15 protein-coding genes are annotated in these 17,050 nt (G+C 63.9%); 9 read left to right on the forward strand and 6 right to left on the reverse strand.

Annotated elements, in window-relative coordinates:
* Positions 1–16: 16 nt before the first annotated feature.
* The 3 genes from pheS to pheT are packed head-to-tail and all read left to right on the forward strand — an operon-like array spanning position 17 to position 3,962.
* Complete coding sequence (gene pheS / locus ACFQ2F_RS00515) at positions 17–1,105, forward strand: phenylalanine--tRNA ligase subunit alpha (protein ID WP_379084116.1); 1,089 nt, start codon at positions 17–19, stop codon at positions 1,103–1,105.
* A complete protein-coding gene (locus tag ACFQ2F_RS00520) occupies positions 1,105–1,551 on the forward strand; it encodes a GNAT family N-acetyltransferase (protein ID WP_379084120.1) in 447 nt (148 codons plus the stop codon). The genes pheS and ACFQ2F_RS00520 overlap by 1 nt, the downstream gene beginning before the upstream one ends.
* On the forward strand, positions 1,548–3,962 hold the full coding sequence (gene pheT, locus ACFQ2F_RS00525) for a phenylalanine--tRNA ligase subunit beta (RefSeq protein WP_379084123.1): 2,415 nt from the start codon (positions 1,548–1,550) through the stop codon (positions 3,960–3,962). Before ACFQ2F_RS00520 ends, pheT begins: the two co-directional genes overlap by 4 nt.
* Here pheT and mbfA read toward each other — a convergent pair.
* The 3 genes from mbfA to ACFQ2F_RS00540 all read right to left on the reverse strand — a co-directional run bounded on the left by mbfA (position 3,959) and on the right by ACFQ2F_RS00540 (position 8,064).
* A complete protein-coding gene (gene mbfA / locus ACFQ2F_RS00530) occupies positions 3,959–4,912 on the reverse strand; it encodes an iron exporter MbfA (RefSeq protein WP_379084126.1) in 954 nt (317 codons plus the stop codon). The two genes, pheT and mbfA, sit on opposite strands and share 4 nt — an antisense overlap.
* Positions 4,913–5,019: 107 nt before the next feature.
* Positions 5,020–6,402 carry a CapA family protein gene (locus ACFQ2F_RS00535; protein WP_379084129.1) on the reverse strand — a complete coding sequence of 461 codons (1,383 nt, stop codon included), beginning with the start codon at positions 6,400–6,402 and terminating at the stop codon, positions 5,020–5,022.
* 9 nt (positions 6,403–6,411) lie between these two features.
* Positions 6,412–8,064, reverse strand: a complete 1,653-nt coding sequence (locus ACFQ2F_RS00540) for a GMC oxidoreductase (protein WP_379084132.1) — start codon at positions 8,062–8,064, stop codon at positions 6,412–6,414.
* 174 nt (positions 8,065–8,238) lie between these two features.
* Between ACFQ2F_RS00540 and msrA the strand changes: the two genes are divergently transcribed.
* The 3 genes from msrA to ACFQ2F_RS00555 are packed head-to-tail and all read left to right on the forward strand — an operon-like array spanning position 8,239 to position 10,492.
* The gene (msrA, locus tag ACFQ2F_RS00545) at positions 8,239–8,844 is read left to right on the forward strand and encodes a peptide-methionine (S)-S-oxide reductase MsrA (RefSeq protein ID WP_379084135.1); all 606 of its coding nucleotides are present in this window, start codon (positions 8,239–8,241) and stop codon (positions 8,842–8,844) included.
* Positions 8,845–8,873: 29 nt separating this feature from the next.
* Positions 8,874–9,698, forward strand: coding sequence for a cytochrome b/b6 domain-containing protein (locus ACFQ2F_RS00550; protein WP_379084138.1), 825 nt, complete (start codon positions 8,874–8,876; stop codon positions 9,696–9,698).
* The gene (locus ACFQ2F_RS00555; RefSeq protein ID WP_379084141.1) at positions 9,695–10,492 is read left to right on the forward strand and encodes a molybdopterin-binding protein; all 798 of its coding nucleotides are present in this window, start codon (positions 9,695–9,697) and stop codon (positions 10,490–10,492) included. Before ACFQ2F_RS00550 ends, ACFQ2F_RS00555 begins: the two co-directional genes overlap by 4 nt.
* Before the next feature lie 74 nt (positions 10,493–10,566).
* Here ACFQ2F_RS00555 and ACFQ2F_RS00560 read toward each other — a convergent pair whose 3' ends face one another.
* A complete protein-coding gene (locus ACFQ2F_RS00560; RefSeq protein ID WP_379084144.1) occupies positions 10,567–10,773 on the reverse strand; it encodes a hypothetical protein in 207 nt (68 codons plus the stop codon).
* A 113-nt stretch (positions 10,774–10,886) separates the two neighbouring features.
* Positions 10,887–11,093 carry a hypothetical protein gene (locus ACFQ2F_RS00565; RefSeq protein ID WP_379084147.1) on the reverse strand — a complete coding sequence of 69 codons (207 nt, stop codon included), beginning with the start codon at positions 11,091–11,093 and terminating at the stop codon, positions 10,887–10,889.
* A 207-nt stretch (positions 11,094–11,300) separates the two neighbouring features.
* Here ACFQ2F_RS00565 and lepA point away from each other — a divergent pair, with 207 nt between their 5' ends.
* Together lepA and ACFQ2F_RS00575 are read left to right on the forward strand one after the other, a co-directional pair.
* Positions 11,301–13,118, forward strand: a complete 1,818-nt coding sequence (gene lepA, locus ACFQ2F_RS00570; RefSeq protein ID WP_379084150.1) for a translation elongation factor 4 — start codon at positions 11,301–11,303, stop codon at positions 13,116–13,118.
* Positions 13,119–13,154: 36 nt separating this feature from the next.
* On the forward strand, positions 13,155–14,270 hold the full coding sequence (locus tag ACFQ2F_RS00575; RefSeq protein ID WP_379084153.1) for an AI-2E family transporter: 1,116 nt from the start codon (positions 13,155–13,157) through the stop codon (positions 14,268–14,270).
* Here the strand turns inward: ACFQ2F_RS00575 and ACFQ2F_RS00580 are convergent.
* A complete protein-coding gene (locus ACFQ2F_RS00580) occupies positions 14,267–16,372 on the reverse strand; it encodes an AI-2E family transporter (RefSeq protein ID WP_379084156.1) in 2,106 nt (701 codons plus the stop codon). The two genes, ACFQ2F_RS00575 and ACFQ2F_RS00580, sit on opposite strands and share 4 nt — an antisense overlap.
* A 393-nt stretch (positions 16,373–16,765) precedes the next feature.
* On the opposite strand from ACFQ2F_RS00580, the gene ACFQ2F_RS00585 reads away from it, so the two are divergent.
* The gene (locus tag ACFQ2F_RS00585) at positions 16,766–17,044 is read left to right on the forward strand and encodes a hypothetical protein (protein WP_379084159.1); all 279 of its coding nucleotides are present in this window, start codon (positions 16,766–16,768) and stop codon (positions 17,042–17,044) included.
* Positions 17,045–17,050: the final 6 nt, after the last annotated feature.

Below are 17,050 nucleotides of genomic sequence, written 5' to 3' on the forward strand. Positions count from 1 at the left end.
CAAGGACTGAGAAGCGATGGCTGCGCCCGAGCTCGACACCCTAAAGGCCGAGCTTCTGGCGGCCATTGGCGATGCGGACGATCTCGCAAGTCTCGATGCCGTGCGCGTCTCCGCGCTCGGCAAGAAGGGGCGTGTCTCCGGGCTGATGAAATCGCTCGGAGAGATGCCGCCTGAGGAGCGCAAGAGCTTCGGCCAGGCGGTCAATGCGCTGAAGGACGAGATCGGCGCGGCTCTCCAGGAAAAGCATGACGCGCTGTCCCGCGCCGCCCTGTCTGAGAAGCTGGCGGCGGAGCGGGAAGACGTCACCCTGCCCGTACAGCCCGGTCCGCTGGCGCAAGGGCGCATCCATCCGGTGAGCCAGGTGATCGACGAGATCACCGAGATCTTCGGCGACATGGGCTTCGCCATCGCCGAAGGGCCGGATATCGAGACGGACTTCAACAACTTCACCGCGCTGAACATCCCGCCGGAGCACCCCGCCCGGCAGGATCACGACACGTTCTATTTCTCTCCCGACGAGAACGGCGAGCGGGCCGTGCTGCGGACCCATACGAGCCCGGTGCAGATCCGCACCATGCTCGCCGAGGAGCCGCCGCTTCGAATTATCGCGCCGGGCCGCGTCTACCGCTCCGATTCCGATCAGACCCATACGCCCATGTTCCATCAGGTCGAAGGGCTGGTGATCGACGAGGAGACCCATCTCGGCCATCTGAAATGGGTGCTGGAAGAGTTCTGCAAGGCGTTCTTCGAGGTCGATAGCGTCAAGATGCGCTTTCGCGCGAGCCACTTCCCCTTCACCGAGCCCTCCATGGAGGTCGATATCGGCTACGCCAAGGTGGGTGACGAAATCCGCATCGGCGAGGGCGACGAGTGGCTTGAGATTCTCGGCTGCGGGATGGTCCATCCCAACGTGCTGCGGAACGTGAATATCGATCCCGACCGCTATCAGGGCTTCGCCTTCGGCGTCGGCATCGACCGGCTTGCCATGCTGAAATACGGCATGCCCGACCTGCGGGCGTTCTTCGCCGCCGATCTGCGCTGGCTGAAGCATTACGGCTTCAGCGCGCTCAATGTGCCCACTCTGGCGGGCGGGCTGTCCGGCTGATGAGCGTGTCGGTGATCCATCTCCTGAGCGATTCCCAGGTCGAGGACCTGGTGGCGCTCTATCAGAAGGAATGGTGGTCCAAGAGCCGGACGCTCCACGACGTGCGGACCATGCTGGCAAATTCCGATCTGATCTTCGGCCTGGTCGACGACGAGACCGGCCGGCTGGTCGGCTTCGCGCGCGTGCTGACCGACATGGTCTATCGCGCCATCATCTACGATGTGATCGTCGCCGACGACCGGCGGGGCCAGAATCTCGGCAAGCGGCTGATGGACGCCATGATGGCCGACAACGTGCTCACCAGCGTCGCGAGCGTCGAGCTTCACTGCCTGCCTTCCATGGAAAGCTTCTACGGCAAGTGGGGCTTCGTTCCGAACAATTCGGGGACCCGACCTTTACGCATTCGCCGCGGCGATGCGCCGATCGGCGATAAGGCAAGCGCATGAAGTTCACCCTTTCCTGGCTGAAGGAGCATCTCGATACGGATGCGAGCCTTGAGGAGATCGCCGAGAAGCTGACGGTGATCGGGCTGGAGGTCGAGGAGATCGTCGATCCGGCGGAAGCCTTCAAAGCCTACCGCGTGGCCCAGGTGGTCGCGGCGGAGAAGCATCCGGACGCCGACAAGCTTCAGGTCTGCACTGTCAATACGGGCACCGAGACGCTGCAGGTGGTCTGCGGCGCACCGAACGCGCGGGCGGGCATGAAGGGCGTGTTCGCGCCTGTGGGGACCTATGTGCCCGGCATCGATCTGACGCTGACGAAAGCGAAGATTCGCGGCGTGGAATCCTTCGGCATGCTCTGCTCGGAACGCGAGCTTGAGCTCTCCGACGAGCATCAGGGAATCATCGATCTTCCGGCGGATGCCGAAGTCGGAAGCCCGGCAGCGAACGCGCTGGGGCTGACGGATGCGATGATCGACATCGCCATTACGCCGAACCGTCCGGACTGCCTGGCGGTCTCCGGTATCGCGCGGGACCTGGCCGCGGCGGGGCTCGGCACCTTCAAGGACGAGGCCGTCGAGCCGGTGAAGGGATCTTTCAAGAACCCGCAGCCCATCGCGCTGAAATTCGACGCCGACACGGCAGATGCCTGCCCGGTCTTCGCCGGGCGCGTCGTCAAGGGCGTGAGGAATGGGCCGAGTCCGGACTGGCTGCAGGCGAAGCTCAAGGCCATCGGCCTGCGCCCCATAAACGCCCTGGTCGACATCACCAACTACATCTCCTTCGACCGGGCGCGCCCCCTACATGTCTATGACGCGGACAAGCTGGAAGGCACGATCTGCGCGCGCCTCGGAAAGACGGGCGAAAAGTTCGAAGCGCTGGACGGCAAGACTTACGAGGTCGATACCGAGGCCACGGTGATCGCCGACGACGAAAAGGTGCTCGGCTTCGGAGGTATCATGGGCGGCGAGGAGACGGGCTGCACGGAAGAGACGACCAACGTCTTCATCGAGAGCGCCTATTTCGATCCGATCCGTACCGCCAAGACGGGCCGCCGCTTCAACATCGTTTCGGATGCACGCTACCGGTTCGAACGGGGCGTCGATCCGCAATTCGTCGTGCCCGGCTTGGAGCTCGCGACCCAGATGATCCTGGACACTTGCGGGGGCGAACCCAGCGAGATCGAGGTGGCCGGCGAGGCGCCGGAAGGCCGCCCCGGCTTCGGATTCGATCCGGCGCGGGTGAAGCGGCTGACCGGGCTCGACATCTCCAACAAGGAGATCGAGGTCACCCTTGAGAAGCTCGGCTTCGAGCTTGCGGGGAGCGCGCCCAATCTCGAAGTGACCCCGCCGAGCTGGCGGCCCGATATTTTCGGCCCCGCCGATCTCGTGGAAGAGATCGTCCGGTTGGTCGGCGTGGACAAGGTCGCCCCGACGCCCATGCCGCGCGCTTCCGGCGTCGCAAAGCCCGTGCTGACGGACAAGCAGATCCGCCAGCGTCTCGCACGTCGCGTGCTTGCGTCACGCGGGCTGGTCGAGGGCGTGACGTGGTCGTTCATTCCGGAAGCCCACGCCAAGCTGTTTGGCGGTGGCGCGCCTGCGCTGAAGCTCGACAATCCCATCTCCACGGAGATGAGCGATATGCGGCCGAGCCTTTTGCCGGGTCTCGTGACCGCGGCCCAGAGGAACAAGGATCGCGGCTTTTCCGATGGCGGGCTGTTCGAGCTTGGCCAGGCCTATTCGGGCGCGAAGGCGGAAGATCAGTATCTGGCCGCGAGCGGCGTTCGCTTTGGCAATGTCTCGCTCGAAGGGCTTGGCCGCGACTGGCAGGGCGATGCCCCGAAGGCAGACGTATTCTCGGCAAAAGCCGATCTCGCCGCGCTGCTGCAGAGCTTCGGGCTGGATCCGTCCAACTTGATGGTCGTGGCGGAGGCGCCCGACTGGTTCCACCCGGGCCGCTCCGGCTCCTTCAAGCTGGGGCCGAAGGTGACGCTGGGCGTGTTCGGCGAGCTGCACCCGGAGACCTTGCGGGCCCTCGATGCGGACGGACCGATGGCTGCTTTCGAGCTCTATCTCGACGCGCTGCCGAAGCAGAAGAAGAAAGGCTCGGGCCGCTCGGCGCTCGGTGCCTCCGACCTTCAGGCGGTACGCCGCGACTTCGCATTCCTGGTGGATGGATCCGTTCCCGCCGGCGATCTCCTGAAAGCCGCGCGCTCCGCCGACAAGGCGCTGATCACGGAGGTGGGGCTGTTCGACGTCTTCACGGGCAAGGGCGTGCCTGACGGCAAGAAGTCTCTCGCCATCGAGGTGACGCTGCAGCCGACGGAGAAGACGCTGACGGACAAGGAAATCGACGCGGTGGCGGAGAAGATCGTCGCGTCTGTCGTGAAGGCCACCGGCGGCGAACTGCGGGGCTAAGCGCTCCCGATCAGCACGCCGACGACGAAGACGATCGTGCCGCCGACGACCACCTCGAAGACCGCCTGAAGGAAGCGCGTGTCCATGTAGCGGGCGCGGACCCAGGCGATGGCCCAGAGCTCGATCACCACGATCACGCAAGCCACGACGAAGGCCGTCCAGAAATGGGGGATCAGGAACGGCAGGGTGTGGCCGAGACCGCCGACCGCCGTCATGAGACCGGTGATGAAACCGCGCATCCAGGGATGGCCGCGGCCGGTGAGCGAGCCGTCGTCGGAGAGCGCTTCGGCGAAGCCCATGGAGATGCCCGCGCCGATTGAGGCGGCGAGGCCCACCAGGAAGGTGGCCCAGGTGTCGCCTGTGGCGAACGCAGCAGCGAAGATCGGCGCCAGGGTCGAGACCGAGCCATCCATGAGGCCGGCAAGGCCCGGCTGCACCACCTGGAGCACGAAGAGGCGGCGGCGCGTCTCGGCTTCGGCCTTCTCCACCGAGGTGGAGATGATCTTCTCGCCGAGCTTCTCGGCCAGGGCTTCGTGGCTCTGCTCGGCCTGGGCAAGATCGCCCAGCAGCTTGCGAACGCCCGCATCGGTCGCCTTGGGGATGGCGCGCTCGTAGAAGCGGCGGGTCTCAAACTCCATCTCCTCCACTTGCTTGCGCACGCGTTCGGGCCCTAAGGATTTCACCATCCAGAGGGGCTTGTGGGAGACGAAGCCGGAGATGTCCTGGCGGCGGATGAGCGGGATGTGGTCGCCGAACTTTTCGCGATGCAGGTCGATCAGCCATTGGCGGTGGCTGTCCTCCTCCTTCGCCATCTCGTTCAGGACTTCCGCCGAGGCCGGGTAGTGCTCTTCAAGCGCGCGGGCGTAGTCGCGGTAGATGCGCGCGTCCTCTTCCTCCAGGGAGATCGCCAGGGCAACGATCTGCTCCTCGTTCAGCTCTGAAAACCGCATGGTCCGGCCCGTTTTATGACTTCAGCTTTCGTAATTTAGAATTGTTCTAAAATACAGAAGCGAGGGCGGGAGAGCAAGGGGCCGGGAGCTATGTCCGACTTTGAGGACTAAAACCAGCTGAAGGGATTGAAGGGCTTCACCTTGGGCTTGGGCGGCTCCTTCGGCTTCTCCTTGCAGGCTTCGGCGATCTGATGGAGCAGACGGTCGGAGGGGCGGCTCGCGGGCTGCCAGGCTTCGCAGAGCCGTCCGACCTTGCCGCTGAGCGCATCCGCTTCTGGCGCGCAGTAGAGGCCTGAGCCGTCGGGCTGCGGTGTGAACTGAACGCCGCGGGATTCCTCGCGATTGCCTAGGCGGGCACCGAGATAATTCAGCGCAGCGATCCGGTTGTGAGCTGCCGAGACCGGTTCAAAGCGTTTCGGCTTGAGATGGGTTTCACGGATGGGGATCGCCTCGATGGCCATGACCTCGAAACGTCCGGTCGGCCCACGCGCCAGATGGACCTTGGCCAGCAACCCGTAATCCCGGCAGACGCCGAAGCGCGCCATGTTGGTGGTGCCTGGGTGCAGGAAGTTGCCGAGCCCATAGAAGATCAGGGAATCGCCGGCGAGCTCTACGCCCTGCACCACGTGGGGGTGATGACCGACGATGAGATCGATACCCTCCTCGAGCGCGGCTTCGTTGCGGAAATCCTGGATCTGGCGGCCGTCGGCGAAGACGCGGCCCTCCTTGCCGTAATGGACCGACAGGATGCGGTAGTCGGCTTCCATCCCGGCGAGCCGGTCGAGGGTGGCACGAAAATCCTCTTTCAGACGGTATGAGGCCTGGCCCGGCTTGTTTTCACCGGCGCGGTGCTGGGGCCTGGCGCCCGTGATGATGCCGGCGGCGGCGAAGCCGATGCGTGTGCCGTCCACCTCGAGACAGGCGGGCCGCGTCGCCTCCTCAAAATTCGCGCCCACGCCTGCAAAGGCGATCGGCTGTTCATGGCGGGCGACGGCGAGATGAAACAGCGTCTCTTCCACGCCTGCCGCGCCGAAATCCATGGAGTGGTTGTTGGCCAGGGAGAAGAGATTGAAGCCACGACCGATGAGGCTGTCGAGCCCGTTCGGATGGCTGCGGAAGTTGAACGACGTGCCCTGCTCCTTGTCGTCGGGCGGGATGTCGTTCCGGTCCGTGACCACGGTCTCGATATTGGCGAAGGCGAGATCGCCGTCGATCTCCGCGGCGATGTCTTCCGAGGACTCCTGGAAGCTCCAGAGCTCGCCCTTTCGGAATCCTTCCGCCTCGACGATCTGGCCGGAGCGGTTGAAGCCGGTATCGCCTGCGAGAATGATGGTGAGAGTTTCGGGCCCGTCGTCCGGTCCGCGCGCAGCGACGGCATCGGCCGCGATCACATTCTCGGTGCAGCGTGTGACGGTCTTGGTGTGGCCCGTCGAGGTCACGGCGAGAAGAGCGAGGGGCAGGAGAAGCGCTTTTGAAATCCCCAGCCCCATATCCGCCCCTTACGCGCTTCGCGCCTCGGCGTAACCGCCAGCCGACGGCTCGCGGGGGATGAGCTGATGGTCCCGCGCGTAGAGCATCATGGCGCGCTCGGCCAGCGCGGTGATGGTGAGCAGCGGATTGCAGCCGATGGAGCGCGGGATGATCGCGCCATCGCAGACATAGAGCCCGGAGTGGACGTCCTCCCCGGTGGTGCCGGAGAAGACCTGGCCCTTGTGATTGACGACGCCTGTGCTGGCATCCTCGCCCATGCCGCAACCGCCCAACGGGTGGGCCGTGGCGGGCTTGGCGCCGGTGGCGGACAGCGGATGCTTGATATAGCGGGCGCCGACGCTTTCGGCCGCTTTGGTGAGCGCGTCGTCGACGCGCGAGAAGACCGCCTCCTTCTCCACGCCGGGCCAGCGGAGCTTGGTCTTGCCCTTCTCCAGAACCAGTTTGCCGGAGGCGCTGTCGTGGGAGACCACGAAGAAGGTGTGAAGGTGCGAGAGCGGTCCCTGATAAACGCCCTTCACCAGGCTCTGGGCGGCGCCGAGAAGCCGGCCGCCCGAGAGGAAGAAGACGGGCAGCAGCGGGGCGAGCGCGGACGGGAGAACGCCTTCCTGGATGGTCATGCTGCGGGCGAGGTCGGTTTCGTCGGGCAGCTCGATCTGGCCGGTGACGCAAGCGCCCACGGTGTCGCCTTCGAATTTCGGCGGGATGCCGACTCCGATGGCATTGACCCGCGTCTCTTTGCCGAGTGCGAATGCGATGATGTCGCCATTGGCAGAGAAGTGCTCGCCGAGCTTGTCCGATACGGACAGACCGTTTTCGCGGGAACGCAGCAGGATCTCCGTGGAGCCCAGAGTGCCGGCGGCCAGCACAACGCTCTCGGCACCGACGGATGCCAGCGGCACCTCTTCGCTGCCCGTGGGGCGGAAATGGATGCGCCAGCCCGCGCCTTCGCGAGAGAGATGATCGACGGCAAGCTCGGTGAAGATCTCCGCGCCATGAGCATGAGCGTCGGGCAGATAGGTCATGGCGACGGTATTCTTCGCGCCGATATTGCAGCCCGAGCAGCAATCGCCGCACAGCTCGCAGGCCGGCTGCTCGACGCCGAAGGCATTCACGCTGTCTTCGAAATTGACGACCACCGGTGCTGCCACGGGCCGCTTGCCGATGCGCTCGCCGATCTTGTCCAGCGCCTTGAACTTGGTGATGGAGTCAGCGTGCATGTAGCGGGCGGGGCGAAGCGAGGCGCGCGCCGCGTCGTAGCCGCGGGCGAGCAGACCGTCTTCGCGGATCTCGTCCGGCCAGGCCGCGTCGGCGAAGACCCGGGCGTCGGGCTGGAGCGCCACGGCGGCATTGATGAGAGAACCGCCGCCCAGGCCGCAGCCGACCAGCACGTGCATGTCCTCGCCCATGCGGAAATCGTAGAGGCCGGTGGCGGAGCCGGAGCGCATCTTGCCACCGCGAATCTGAAGCTCGCGGCGCAGCTCGGGCAGGCGCGCGGGAAAGTCGCCATTGGCGAACTCGCGGCCCCGCTCGATCACGCAGACCCGCTTGCCGAGCCGCGCGAGACGGGACGCTGCGACGCCGCCGCCATAGCCGGAGCCGATGACGACCACGTCATAGGCGCTCTTCATCTGCTCGGGGATCGACGACAGGCGGTTCGGCATGTCTCATCCATAGCGAAATCGAAGGATCATCTAAAGACCGCGTTGGGCCCATGAAGCCGACCAGGCGGGCTTGCCCACAGGGAGTCACTTCATATCACGGCTTTGCGATTGGCTATTTCCGCCGCCCCGCGCGCTCCGTATCCTCCCCTCAAAGACCAACAAATGGAGCATTTGATGACAGGGAAGCGGATCGGATGGAGGGGTGCGACGCTGCTGACGGGCGTATTGCTCGCTCTCGGCATCTCAGCGGGGGCCGCGCGGGCCGCGGACAGCGAGACGGCCATCTTCGCCGGCGGCTGCTTCTGGTGCGTGGAAGACGCCTTCGACCATGTGAAGGGCGTGACGGAGACCATCTCCGGCTATGCGGGCGGCACGAAGCCCAACCCGACCTATGGAAGCCATGAGGGCTACAAGGAGGCGGTGAAGGTTACTTACGATCCGGACCAGGTCACTTACGCGGAGCTGCTGGATACCTTCTGGCACAATGTCGATCCGTTCGATCCGCGCGGTCAGTTCTGCGACAAGGGCCCGGCCTACGAGTCGGCAATCTTTATCGGCAATGCGGAGGAGAAGGCGCTCGCGGAGAAGACCAAAAAGGAGATCGCCGAGCGCTTCGATCAGGAGGTGGCAACCGAGATCGTGCCGGAGACGACCTTCACGGCAGCTGAGGATTACCACCAGAATTATCACTCGGTGAATCCGATCAGCTATAAATTCTACAAGTGGAACTGCGGCCGTGCCCAGCGGCTGGAGCAGATCTGGGGCCCGGCTCATTCATGACGCCGGACTTTTCGAGATAGGGGCGAGCGATGGCGCAGAAGAAGCTGGTCTATCGCCATTCCGGATGGGTGCGCTCCACCCACTGGATCAACGTGCTCGCGCTGCTCGTTCTCTTGATGAGCGGGCTGCAGATCTTCAACGCGCATCCTGCGCTCTATTTCGGCTCGGCCTCTACATTCGACGCACCCGCTGTCGCCATGACCTATGAGCGGACCGACGAGGGCTATCGCGGCGTCACGGAGATCTTCGGCAAGAGCTACGACACCACGGGCTGGCTCGGCGGCGGTGAGGATGCCGACGGCGAGTTCACCCGCTACGGCTTCCCCTGGTCGATCACTCTGCCCGGTTTCCGGTCGCTCGCCATGGGCCGGCATTGGCACTTCTTCTTCGCTTGGGTCTTCGTGATCAACGGGCTGATCTATCTGATCTATTCGCTCACGAGCGGCCATCTGCGACGCGATCTGACGCCGGACGGCAAGGAAATAAAAGGCATCGGCCACAGCATCGTGGAGCATGCCAAGTTCCGCTTCGATCACGGCAACAGCTACAACGTGCTGCAGAAGCTCTCCTATCTCGTGGTCATTCTCGTTCTGCTGCCGCTGATGCTCGGCACTGGGCTGACCATGTCGCCGGGCATGGATGCCGCCTTCCCATGGCTGCTCGATATCTTCGGCGGCCGGCAATCGGCGCGGACAATCCATTTCATCTCCGCCACCCTCATCGTGCTGTTCGTGGTGGTGCACGTGTTCATGGTTCTGGTCTCCGGGGTCTGGAACAACCTCCGCTCCATGGTGACCGGGCGCTACGCGGTGCGGACAGACGAGCCTGCCCACGCGAAGGAGGCCGCGGAATGAGCGAGCACGAGAAGAAAGAGAAGCCGGGCATGGACCGGCGGAGCTTCCTGGCCCGGGGCGGCGCGGTGATGGGCACGCTCTTGCTTGGCGGCTGCGACGAGCTTTCCCGAAACGACACGGTGAAGCGGATCCTGGCGAGCGCCGAAGGTCTGACGGAAACGGTGCAGCGGGCGCTGCTGACGCCGGAGTCCCTCGCGCGGGAATATGCGCCGGAGGATATTTCGCCGGACTTCAAGGCGAACGGCTCCACCAATCCCCAGACGCCGGACTATCTGAAGCTTGCCCAGAACGACTTCAAGGATTGGCGGCTCAAGGTCGGCGGACTGGTGGAAACTCCGCTGACGCTTTCCCTGGACGAACTGCGTGCCATGCCGTCCCGCAGCCAGATCACGCGCCATGACTGCGTCGAGGGCTGGAGCTCCATCGGCAAGTGGACGGGCGTTCAGCTCTCCCATGTTCTCGATCAGGCCAAGCTGAAGGAGAACGCGAACTACGTGGTCTTCTACTGCCTCGATGATCTCGGCCGCCGGGGCACCGAGGAGAGCCGCTACTACGAGTCCATCGCGCTGGTGGACGCCTATCACCCGCAGACGATCCTCGCCTACGACATGAACGACGAGACCCTGCCTATTCCCCACGGCGCGCCCCTGCGCGTCCGTGTGGAGCGGCAGCTCGGCTACAAGATGGCGAAATACATCCGCGCCATCGAAGCGGTGGAGAGCTACGACGACATCCGCGGCGGTGAGGGCGGCTTCTGGGAAGACCGCGGCTACGCCTGGTACGCGGGCATCTAACGGCTAGACAGCAGACATGAAAAAAGCCCGCCGGCAGGACCGGCGGGCTTTCAATTTCTTCAGCTCAAACGAGCTTACATCGTGCCGCCAGAGGCTTTGCACTCCTCACGGAACGCCTTGCGCATGGCGCGGTCGTCCGGATAGTGCTCCTTGGCCAGCTTGCGACAGCTCATGCTGGACTTCATGCCGTCCATCATGCCGGCCTGCACAGGCGCGGAGACGACGAAAGCGCCGCCGAGGAAAGCGAAAGCGGTGGTCGCGAGAACAATTTTCTTGATCATTAGGAGTACTCCTGTTGGTGGCATCGGCTTTCCGGCCGATACCGAAGAGACCCCGCTACCGAACCCTCGGTGCGCTGGTGTGGGCAAAAAAATGGGAGCTCTTTTAGAGCTCCTTACATGTTGGACTCAGTGGCCTCTTTGCAGTTCTTCCGGAACTCTTTGCGCATTTCGCGGTCTTCCGGGTAGTGCATCTTGGCCATCTTGCGGCAATCCATGCCCTTCTTCATGCCGTCCATCGGGCTCGCGTGAACCGGGGCCGTCAGGGAAGCGGCACCCACAAAGGCGAGCGTGGTAGCGGCGAAAAGAAAAGTCTTAAACATCTAAGTAGCTCCATCTTTGAAAGGTGGGGAATAGGCTGTCCGCCTGTTCCTCCAACGCAGCGATCAATATTTGAGTTCGGCCATTTGACCAGAAAAAAATTGTGATTTTATCGGGACAACCGAACATGGTTTCGCCTTTATTTCGCAGGCCTTGCGAGTTGATAACTCCGCTTGACCGACGTTGCGCCCCTGCTACAAGCCCAGGCTATGAGCGAAACGCCCTTTACCCCGCAGTCTCACATCCGCAATTTCTCCATCGTCGCCCATATCGACCACGGGAAGTCGACGCTCGCCGACCGCTTGATCCAGCTCTGCGGCGGGCTGACCTTGCGCGAGATGAAGGAGCAGGTGCTCGATTCCATGGATATCGAGCGCGAGCGCGGCATCACCATCAAGGCCCAGACCGTCCGCCTGGAATACAAGGCGAAGAACGGCGAGATGTACGAGCTCAATCTCATCGATACGCCGGGTCATGTGGACTTCGCCTATGAGGTGAACCGGAGCCTGGCGGCCTGCGAAGGCTCGCTGCTGGTGGTCGATGCGACCCAAGGCGTCGAGGCCCAGACGCTCGCCAATGTCTATCAGGCGATCGAGGTGAACCACGAGATCATCCCGGTCCTGAACAAGACCGATCTGCCTGCCTCGGAGCCGGAGCGGGTTCGCGCTCAGATCGAGGACGTGATCGGGCTCGATGCCTCGGATGCGCTGGAGATCTCCGCCAAGACGGGCGCGGGCGTGGAAGACGTGCTGGAGGCCATCGTCCACCGGCTTCCCCCGCCGGACGGCGAGGTCGAGGCCCCGCTGAAGGCGCTTCTGGTGGATAGCTGGTACGACGCCTATCTCGGCGTGGTCGTGCTGGTGCGCATCATCGACGGCTCGTTGCGCAAAGGCATGCGCATCAAGCTGATGCAATCGGACGCCTCCTATCAGGTGGACCGGGTCGGCATTTTCCGCCCCAAGCAGGAGGTGCGCAACGCACTCGGTCCGGGCGAGATCGGCTTCTTCACCGCCTCCATCAAGCAGGTGGCCGATACCCAGGTCGGCGACACGGTGACGGAAGAGAAGCGGCAGACGGCGAAAGCACTGCCGGGCTTCCAGCCGGCGCAAGCGGTCGTGTTCTGCGGTCTCTTTCCGCTGGACGCATCAGACTTCGAAGATCTGCGCGAGGCGGTCGCCAAGCTCCGGCTGAACGATGCGAGCTTCTCCTACGAGATGGAGACATCGGCAGCGTTGGGCTTCGGCTTCCGCTGCGGCTTCCTGGGCCTGTTGCACCTTGAGATCATCCGCGAGCGGCTGGAGCGCGAGTTCGATATCGAGCTCATCGCGACGGCGCCCTCGGTCATCTACAATATCTACAAGACGGACGGCTCCATGGAGGAGCTGCACAATCCGGCGGACATGCCGGAGGTGCAGAAGATCGACCGCATCGAGGAGCCATGGATCGAGGCGACCATCCTGCTGCCCGACGAGCATCTCGGCGCCGTGCTCAAGCTTTGCGAGGACCGGCGCGGGCGACAGAAGACGCTTACCTATGCGGGCCCGCGGGCCATGCTGGTCTATGAGCTGCCCCTCAACGAGGTGGTGTTCGATTTCTACGACCGGCTGAAATCGGTCTCTCGCGGCTACGCGAGCTTCGACCATCACATCACCGGCTACGAGGCGGGCGATCTCGTGAAAATGTCGATCCTGGTCAATGACGAGCCGGTGGATGCGCTTTCGGTGATCGTCTCCCGGAACCGGGCGGAATCCCGCGGCCGGGCCATGGTGGAAAAGCTGAAGGATCTTATCCCGAAGCATCTCTTCAAGATCCCGGTGCAGGCGGCGATCGGCGGCAAGGTCATCGCCCGCGAGACCATCAGCGCCATGCGCAAGGATGTGACCGCCAAGTGCTATGGTGGCGACATCACCCGGAAGAGAAAGCTTCTGGAAAAGCAGAAGGCCGGCAAGAAGAAGATGCGCTCCTTCGGGCGCGTCGACATTCCCCAGGAGGCCTTCATCGCCGCGCTCAAGATGGACGCGGATTAGACGCGGGCTTCGGCTCGCGGGGTTCGGACAAGACCGATGGCAGGCGAGCAAAGCGACCGATCTGACGGCCAAGAGCAAGTAGGCGAAGCCCCAGGCGAGCAGGCGCTCGGCGGGCGGGATCGGCTGAAGGCCTATGTCCTGCTCGCGCTGACCGTCGGCGCCGTCATCCTATGTGCCCTGCTCGCCCTGCCCTTCCTGCCCTCGCTCACCTGGGCGCTGGCGCTGGCGATCCTTTTCACGCCTGCGAACCGCTGGCTGGAGCACAAGATCGGCAGCCGGGATATTGCCGCGGGCATCTCCGTGGCGCTGATCGGCGTGATCGTGGTGGCGCCGGCCACCTATCTGTTCGGACGGATCACCTCGCAAGCCGCCAGCGGCGCGCAGATGCTGAGCGAGACGGTCGCCACCGGCGCCTGGCGGACCAGCCTCCAGAAGAGCGAGTATTTCGCGCCCATCCTCGACTGGCTCGAGCAGGTGAATTTCAGCGGCGTGTTCGATGCGTTCGCATCGTGGCTGACGGATGCTAGCGCCTCCTTCGTCACCGGCTCGGTGATGGGCGTCATCTCCCTGGTGCTGACCTTCTATCTGCTGTTCTACTTCCTGCGGGACCGGTTGAGTGCGCTCGACTATTTGCGGGGCATCTCGCCCCTGACCGCGCCGCAGACGGAAGCGCTGTTCAAGCGCATCCAAGACATCATCTACGCGACGCTCTACGGGACCCTGACGGTTGCCCTGGTTCAGGGCGCGCTGGGCGGTCTCGCCTTCTGGTGGCTGGGGCTTCCGGCACCGCTTCTATGGGGCACGGTGATGGGGCTGTTCGCCCTGGTGCCGGTGCTGGGCGCCTTCGTGGTCTGGATTCCGGCGGCCGCGTTGCTGGCCCTGGAGGGAAGCTGGGAGAAGTCGTTGATCCTGATCGTCTGGGGCGCGGTGATCGTCGGCGGCATCGACAACGTGCTCTACCCCATGCTTGTGGGGCGGCGCCTGCAGCTCCATACGGTGCCGGCCTTTATCGCCATTCTGGGCGGCCTGTTCTTCTTCGGCGCCTCGGGCCTGCTGCTCGGGCCCATGGTGGTGGCGGTCACCATCTTCCTGTTCGAGGTCTGGCATGTGGAGCAGCGGGGCGTGGGACCGACTGAGCGGGGAGAGCCTTAGGCCACCTTGTCGGCGCTCGTCTGCCCGCCGCTCTTCTTGCCGTTCGTTTTGCCAGGCTTGATGGGCTTGCTGTTCGAGACTTCCGTGGCGCCGGGCTCGACACCGGCAGCCTCGTTGGCTTGGTCGACGCAATAGTCGACAGCCTCGCGCAGGCTCGTCGCGTAAGCATCGGCATTGGCGGCCAGCTTCACCTCGGCGAGTTCTTTGTCATCGGCATCCTCCACCCAGTACCCGACAAGGATGGTGCATTCGGTGGGGAGAATGCGGCGCAGGCGCATGATGAGATAGCGCAGATGCGCCGGGCTCTCCTCCAGGCCCAGATAGGACAGGCAGACAAGCTTCGCCTTGGTCTGCTGAAGGCTGGTGATATTGCCGGCGGAGATTGCATCGGGACCGATGGCCTCGGCGCCGAGCCCGCGCTTCTTCAGAAGCTCGGCCAGCATGGCGCCCGCCGCCTCGTCGAGCCGGGTACGGCCACCGATGCAAAGCACCGGCGTTTCCACCTGCCACTCCTTGGGCAGCTTGTCCTTCTCGACCATGAGAAGGTCCTGGGCATCGTCTACGCCCCGCTCCTCCTCCAGAGCGAGAAGATGGGCCAACCCTTCCTCGCCCTCATGCTCCTCGACCACTTCCGCCGCCTCGCGCTCGACCTCGCGTTCGTCAGGGTCTTCGCGGCGCAGAACGCTGAACCAGCGCTTCGGCCCGAGATGGCCGAGATTGGCGATCACCTCCTCCACCGTATTGGCGATGCGGGAGATCTGTTCGGTCTCAAGCGTGCCACGCTTGTAATCGGCTTGGGCGAGCTGCAGGCCGCCGACGGCGATGTTGTCGAGATAGCTTTGGAGGCTCTGATCCTTGAGGCAAAGCTCGGCCTGATAGGTGGATTCCGCCGCGTCGCCGGTGAGCGCGCGCTGGTAGAAGGATTGCTGAGGACTCAGGGCGGGCCGGTCGCCCAGCAGCACCTCCAGGAATTGCAGCCCCTCCACATGACGCCCCAGAACCATGAGGCAAACGGTGATGGGCATGGCGAGCAGCAGGCCGAGGGGGCCCCACAGCCATGTCCAGAAGATAGTCGAGCCGACGACGGCGATGGGCGACAGCCCCGTACCGTGACCGTAGACCAGGGGCTCCACCACCTGACCCATCACAGGCTCGGAAATGAGATAGAGCGCGCCGGTCATCAGGAAGGTATCCCAACCGGGATCGACGGCCGCCGCCAGAAGCAGCGGGAAGGCCGCGGCGATGTAGGAGCCGATATACGGCACAAAGCGCATGAGGGCCGCGAGCAGCCCCCACACAGCGGGGCTCGGCACGCCGATCAGCCAAAGTCCGCAACCGATGAAGACGCCATACAGGGAGTTGATGAGGAGCTGTCGCAGAAAATACTGGCTGAGGCGTCGGGCGGCATCGTTCATGGCGCCGGTGGTGCGCTGCAGGTCCGATGACCCCACCAGACGAATGGCCCGGTCGCGCAGATCCTCCCGCTGCATGAGGATGAAGACGCAAAACAGGAAGACGATGCCGATCGTAGCAAGCGGCGGCAGAAGCGTCTCGATGATGTTCTGATAGACCGGGAGCACCCCGTCATCGTCGCCGATCACTTGCACTGGGATAGGGGCCGGCTTCGCTTGCTCGTCTCTCCTTTCCTGGGTGTCCTGCCCGTCATTCTCGTCTCGATCTGCCTCAAGCTGTTCTTGCAGCCGCCTGAGCGTATCGGTCGCCTTCTCCAGAGCGGGCGATCGGGCGGTCGTCTTGCGGAAGGCGTCGATCTTCTTCGACAGTGTGTACTGATAGCGGGGCAGATCGCCGGCAAGCTCGGTCACCTGTTGGGACATGAACCAGCCCATCCCGACGATGAGGGCGAAAGACGCACTCACCAGGAGCGTCACGCCGATGACTCGCGGCACTTTCAGCTTGCGCAGGAAAACCAGCGGCGGGGTGAGAACGAAGGCCAGCAGGATAGCGAGCGCCAAGGGCAGCAGCACGTCGCGGCCGATATAGAGCCCTGCCATGACGATGGCGGCTATGAGCAGATTCTGGAGGATGGCCGTCCGCGCATCCGTGTTGCCGGAAAAGAGCGATGAAAAGGAGCCGGGCGGCATGCGCTGTTACTGCCTCTCGTATTGCGCCCCCGATCTCTCGCAGGCGCGACCGCTCCGGGAAAGCCCGGAGATCTCAACCACCGGGACAATAACAGCGGGAGGTGCTTGGAGTTCCGGGATGCTCGCCCTCGAGCGTTTTTCGCACAGTCTCGGCGGGCCGGGCGTTAGAGGCCTGGAAACCAGAAATCCCGATGGCGGTGCCGCACCTGGCCGCGGCATGGCAGTTTTTTGCGACTGGATGCGTCGCAAACGGCGCTTTCGGCGTTAGGCCAAGCGAGACCGCCCGCCTCGAAAGGTTTTCTGGAGAGCTCAATTCGGAAAGCCGGAGGTTCGAGACGCGTGGCCTCGACTGGTTCATGTCCGATCCATTGGTAACCAGAGGACTTCAGTACCATGAAGACATTCCTTGCCATTTTCGCTCTCGCCGGCGGGCTGTTCGTGGCCGGCGCCATTCAGCCGGCCTCGGCCGCCATGCCCATCCCGGAACTCGGGACCGAGTACACGGCGCCCGTGACGGAAGCCGCCTGGCAATGCGGTCCCTATTCCTGTTATTGGCGGCCGGGCTATCGCGGTTACGTTCCGCCCCATGCCCGCTATTGGGGTCCGCCCACGCGGCCGGACTGCTATTGGAAGTACAAGGCACGGAAGAACAAGTGGAAGCTGAAGTGCTAAGCTTCG

It is taken from the genome of Methyloligella solikamskensis, assembly GCF_042676065.1.
GTDB lineage: Bacteria > Pseudomonadota > Alphaproteobacteria > Rhizobiales > Methyloligellaceae > Methyloligella > Methyloligella solikamskensis.